The sequence below is a fragment of the Microbacterium sp. UBA3394 genome (assembly GCF_002358725.1).
GTDB classification, from domain to species: Bacteria; Actinomycetota; Actinomycetes; order Actinomycetales; family Microbacteriaceae; genus Microbacterium; species Microbacterium luteum.
Genome location: NZ_DEPK01000044.1, coordinates 1 through 2,800, shown reverse-complemented (window position 1 = coordinate 2,800; position 2,800 = coordinate 1). Strand labels below are relative to the sequence as shown.

Here is a 2,800-nt window from a genome sequence, read left to right as displayed (position 1 = left end):
CCGGAGGGGCTTCCTCGTCTGCCTCCTTCTCGGCGGGTGGAGGTGCGGGTGACGGATCGGCCGTCGCCGGCGCAGCCGGCGGCGGAGAAGCCGGACGCGGCGACGTCGGAGTCGGAGGATCCGGAGTCGCCACGGAATCGCGCGAATCGGCTTCTCGTTCGTCGATGGGCGCCGTGTCCGAACGCTCCGGGGGCAGGGGATCGGGAGCAGGAGGCGGCGTGGGATCGGCCGGGGCCGGATCGGCGGCGGGCGGACGGTCCTCTGCCACGCCCTCGACGGTCGCATCGATCTCGCCGTCGATGTCGATACCCGCCGTCGCGTCGTACTCGGTGGCGCCGTCGGCGAGCGACCAGCATCCGGCGAGCATGAGGGCGCCGCCGACGACGATCGCGGGAAGGCCGAACAGCCTTCGCCGTCGTCGTGACATCACGCGCACACCACTCCGCAGATCGGGAGGACGGCTCCGCATCGCGAGTCGGGGTGTCGCCGCGGCGTCCTCGATCCGCTCACGCTATCGAAGCTGCGCGCGCTCGGCCACCCCGGGGCCGACGAATGCGGGTGAGATCCCTCTCATCGGGGTGCCGGTCGTGTGCATGAGAGGTAGAGTTTGACGTATCGGCGTCAGTTCTCGCGTGGCCGGTCTCTGCAACCTCCGCGAGGCGAAGGGATGTCATCCCATGGGCCACCTCTACTACGGCAATCTGCCCGATCCCATCGAGTTCCCCGATCGCCTCCTCGCGCACCTCAAGGTCGTCATCGCGACCAAGCTCCGTCGTCACGAGAGCTTCACCATGTCGTGGCGCAACGCCGCCGACGACGAGGGCGGGCGATCGACTCTCTGGATCGAACCGTCGATCCCGCTGCGCTTCGTCTTCGGATCGGCCGCTCCGGAACCGCTGCACGCCCCGACGCTCAGCGAACTGGCGAACCGTGCCAGCTCCACGGCCGGTCTCACCGTCGACCTCGACGCGGTCATCCCGTTCGACGTGGATTCCGGGAAGGTCGCCCCTCCGGTCGCCATCCCCTAGGGCGGCTCGGCGCTCAGCCGCCGCGCGCGAGCGCATCCCAGTTCACGTCGATCGTTCCCGGGTGCGTACGCGAGATGCGCGCGGGGAGCGTCGCACCCACACGGGGCCAGTGTCGGCGGTCGACGACGACGGCGGTCTCGACGATCGCTTCGGCGACGTCGTCGCCGGTCGCGCGCAGGCGCAGGCGGCACTCCTGGTAGCGCGCGCGTCCGTCGGGCTCGGACGCCGTCAGCACGGTCACCGTGCCGCGGGAGGCCCCGGCCATCGGATCACCGGTGAGCTTCTCCAGCTGTTCCGCGGCGTCATCCACCCAGTCCTCCATGTCGTCGAGTGTGCCACGTCGCGGGGTGTGCCACGCCGCCGCCGTCGATAGCATCGGCGTGACGGTGCCGCGGACGGCGGTCCGGAAGGGGCGGGTCCGATGACCGAACGCATCGTGGTGGCTGTGACCGAGTCCGCGTCGACCGAGGAGGCCGTGACCTGGGCCGCGACACGCGCCGCGGCCCGCGAGGCGCGGCTCACGCTCGTCGCGACCTCGCCGGAACGGCCCGATGACGAGGCGGTGCCGACCGCGCGCATCCTGCTCGAGGCCGAGGCGGCGCGCGTGCGCGAGATCGTCGATCGCCTCGGAGTCCCCGTCGACGTGGATGCGCAGACGGTGACCGGGGATCTCGCCCACGGGCTCGTGGCGATGTCCGAGGATGCGGCGCTGCTCGTGCTCGGACACGATCGCGCCGACCACCACGACGCTCTCGTGCGTCATGTCGTCTCCGGCGCGCACACCGCCGTCGCCGTCGTGCCGCACGGCTCGGTCGTTGGCCGACACGGCGTCGTGGTCGGCATCGACGACTCGGATGTGACGCCGGCGGCCGTCGCGTTCGCGGCCGACGAGGCCCTGAGTCGCGGGGAGCCGCTCATCGCCGTCAGTGCGTGGCTGCCGGTGCCCGTATCCGGAGACCTCACCGGCAGCGGTGACTATCTGATCGGCTCGGCGGACCCCGCCGGCCTGACCCCGATCGACCTCGGCCCGGTCGCGACCGAACGTGTGGAGCGTGCCCTCGCGCCGGTGCGCGCGGCGCATCCCGAGCTGCAGGTGCACACGCGGGTCGAGGAGGCCGACGCGGCGCAGCTGCTCACCGACCTGGCACGGGATGCCGCGCTCCTCGTCGTCGGCACGCACGGCCGCGGCGCGCTCGCCCGGTTCTTCCTCGGCTCGGTCTCGACGTCGGTGCTCGAGGATCCGACCTCACCGACGATCGCGGTGCGCTGAGACGACGCCCTCGAGCTGTCACGCCAGCGGTGATCACCGTGCTCCCGCCTCGGCGTGCTGCGGAACCGCCGGGAACGCGAGCGTCGCCCGCACGCCGCCGTGCTCCGGCGAGGTGAGGTCGACCCGGCCGCCGTTGCGCTCGGCGAGCTCGCGGACGATGGCGAGCCCCAAGCCGGTGCCGGGGGTGTTCTGCGTCTCGGCGTCGGGTGCGCGGTAGAACCGGTCGAAGGCCCGAGCGAGGGTGGCCGGTGACATCCCGGGTCCGGTGTCGGTGACGGTGAACACCACCTCGCCGTCCACGCGTGACGCTTCGACGAGCACCCTCCCGCCTTCCGGAGTGAACTTCACCGCGTTGGACACGAGGTTTCCGAGGGCCCGCAGGGCGTCGCCGCGGTCGACGCGCATCACGGTGTCGGCCGGTGCGGAGTGGGTGAGGTCGAGTCGGCGGGCCATCGCGAGCGGTTCGTGGGTGCAGAGCACGTCGGCGATCAGATCCGGTGCG

4 protein-coding genes and 1 pseudogene are annotated in these 2,800 nt (G+C 72.0%); 2 read left to right on the top strand and 3 right to left on the bottom strand.

Going from position 1 to position 2,800, the window contains the following annotated elements; genetic code table 11:
• Positions 1–427, bottom strand: a pseudogene (locus tag B4E30_RS02350) (hypothetical protein); the annotation flags it as partial.
• A 250-nt stretch (positions 428–677) separates the two neighbouring features.
• Here B4E30_RS02350 and B4E30_RS02345 point away from each other — a divergent pair.
• Positions 678–1,028: a hypothetical protein gene (locus B4E30_RS02345; RefSeq protein ID WP_071044952.1), complete on the top strand. Its 351-nt coding sequence runs from the start codon at positions 678–680 to the stop codon at positions 1,026–1,028.
• A 13-nt stretch (positions 1,029–1,041) separates the two neighbouring features.
• Here the strand turns inward: B4E30_RS02345 and B4E30_RS02340 are convergent, their stop codons facing one another.
• On the bottom strand, positions 1,042–1,404 hold the full coding sequence (locus B4E30_RS02340) for a hypothetical protein (protein ID WP_286793313.1): 363 nt from the start codon (positions 1,402–1,404) through the stop codon (positions 1,042–1,044).
• Between the two features lie 45 nt (positions 1,405–1,449).
• On the opposite strand from B4E30_RS02340, the gene B4E30_RS02335 reads away from it, so the two are divergent.
• Positions 1,450–2,298, top strand: a complete 849-nt coding sequence (locus tag B4E30_RS02335) for a universal stress protein (protein WP_286793312.1) — start codon at positions 1,450–1,452, stop codon at positions 2,296–2,298.
• Between the two features lie 33 nt (positions 2,299–2,331).
• Here the strand turns inward: B4E30_RS02335 and B4E30_RS02330 are convergent.
• On the bottom strand, positions 2,332–2,800 hold a 469-nt coding region (locus tag B4E30_RS02330; protein ID WP_286793311.1), incomplete at its 5' end, for a sensor histidine kinase.